This is a genomic window from Clostridium coskatii (genome assembly GCF_001675205.1).
GTDB lineage: Bacteria > Bacillota > Clostridia > Clostridiales > Clostridiaceae > Clostridium_B > Clostridium_B ljungdahlii.
The window spans coordinates 1-1,678 of the sequence record NZ_LROR01000101.1 but is presented as its reverse complement, the minus strand read 5'-3'; the positions used below and the strand labels follow the sequence as shown (position 1 = coordinate 1,678).

The window sequence follows — 1,678 nt, the reverse complement described above, 5'->3', positions numbered from 1 at the left end:
TCCTCACATTCATCTAACATTTTTCGAGCTGATGACCCGGTTGAAACAAGAACTCTATCTCCAATTCCGGCACTGATTATATCTGCAACAACTAAATGCTGACCAGCACCAGTTCCACCAATTACTTCCGCTAACATAAACTTCAATCCATTAAGTGATTCTGCTTTTCTTGTTGCCCATACATTGTCAATTAATCTTGCTATTAACATATATCTTTCTCCTTTTTAACATTGCGCTTAATCTCCTGAATTGCTGATTCAACAGATGACGTATCGCCAAAAATCGCAATCATTATCATGTTCTGTGGACAACTTCCTTTAATATCTTCTACTGTGACACCAACTGCCTTTTCAGCAATATCTGCGGCATAAATCATGTCCAGCATTTTACCTTGTACAAGACCAACCGCATCAACACAAATTGAATCTTTATTAACATTAGCACCCATACGCCTCATAAGCATATCTATTGTACCCTTTGAAGGTGATTTAATAGTTCGAATTTCCATATTGAATCATCTCCAACTATATACTTTCCTGCGTACAGCTAAGTGCTATGCCCAAAGGGGTTACAAACATCGGATTCTTTGGCTTATGAGTAAATATTCCTGTCTTTTTTTCTATAATTGTCTCAATACCTGTCAGACAGCAAGTTCCTCCAACCAGAGATATTTCCTGAACATCGTACCCTTTAATATGCTGGTTAATAATAGATGCAATTTTTTCAACTACTGGCTTTAGTACAGGTAAAAGATCCTTATGATTTTCTGGATTACGTTTATACAATTCTGCTTCTGCAAAAGGCATTTTATATGCACCAGAAACTACTAATGAAAATTGAGTACCTCCTGTTGGTTCATCTGCAATATAAACAACTTTTCCATCTTTTAAAATTGAAATTCCAGTTGTTCCACCACCGATATCTACAACTGCACCATTCTTAATTCTAAGAACTTTATTAGCAGCCGTTGGTTCATCAAGCACACTTGTAAGTTCAAAACCAGCTGCCTGAACTACATTTTTAACTGCCCCTGAATCCAAATCATCTGTTCCTGGTGGAATAGCTGCAGCTCCATAAATCAACTCTGTACCTAACTTTTCTTCAATTTCATGCTTCATCTCTCTAACAATATTGATTGCACCAATATAATCAATAACCATACCATCTCGAACTACATCTGCATATTTATAAGCACCTGCTACTGGTTTATAGTTTTCATCTACAACTGCTAGGACAACACATGCTGTACCTAAGTCAACTCCTGTATAATAAACAGAAGACTTACCAACAATCGGATGCTTTACTACATGTTCAAAATCTTTCACAAGTTGGTCGCAGAACTTAAAAGTCAAATTTTTCTCTGACATTTTGTACCTCCAAAAATAGAACAAATCATTTGGGACAAAGCATTAATAATTTGATTGATCTTTCCAATAGTATCGCTGCACAATGCATCCTCATCTTCACTATCTTCATATGCTTCTAAAATAAATGGTTCGATTTCTCTAAGAGCACATCGCAGTCTATGCAAAATTATGATATCTCTTCCCTTTTTAAGCTGCATATGAAATTCTGTAATTTCAAAGCAATCATCTAAATCAAGTGAATAATTGCTAAAATTTATTGCTGTACATTCCTTAATACAAAGATTTTCAACGGACCCTTTACCCTGAATGGC

3 protein-coding genes and 1 pseudogene are annotated in these 1,678 nt (G+C 35.8%); all 4 read right to left on the bottom strand.

The annotated features are described in order from the left end of the window. Nucleotides 1–209: EutN/CcmL family microcompartment protein (locus tag CLCOS_RS20300; protein WP_065080062.1), on the bottom strand; the 209-nt coding region annotated here is incomplete at its 3' end. Next, on the bottom strand, nucleotides 203–508 hold the full coding sequence (locus CLCOS_RS20295; RefSeq protein ID WP_063602635.1) for a BMC domain-containing protein: 306 nt from the start codon (nucleotides 506–508) through the stop codon (nucleotides 203–205). The genes CLCOS_RS20295 and CLCOS_RS20300, both read right to left, overlap by 7 nt. Before the next feature lie 16 nt (nucleotides 509–524). Continuing rightward, a complete protein-coding gene (eutJ, locus tag CLCOS_RS20290) occupies nucleotides 525–1,367 on the bottom strand; it encodes an ethanolamine utilization protein EutJ (RefSeq protein ID WP_063602636.1) in 843 nt (280 codons plus the stop codon). Further along, nucleotides 1,349–1,678, bottom strand: a pseudogene (locus CLCOS_RS20285) (ethanolamine utilization protein); the annotation flags it as partial. The pseudogene CLCOS_RS20285 and the gene eutJ, both read right to left, overlap by 19 nt.

Bases quoted from the DNA above. Each gene is read 5' to 3' on its own strand.
- eutJ (WP_063602636.1), bottom strand. From the start codon at position 1,367: ATGTCAGAGAAAAATTTGACTTTTAAGTTCTGCGACCAACTTGTGAAA.
- CLCOS_RS20295 (WP_063602635.1), bottom strand. From the start codon at position 508: ATGGAAATTCGAACTATTAAATCACCTTCAAAGGGTACAATAGATATG.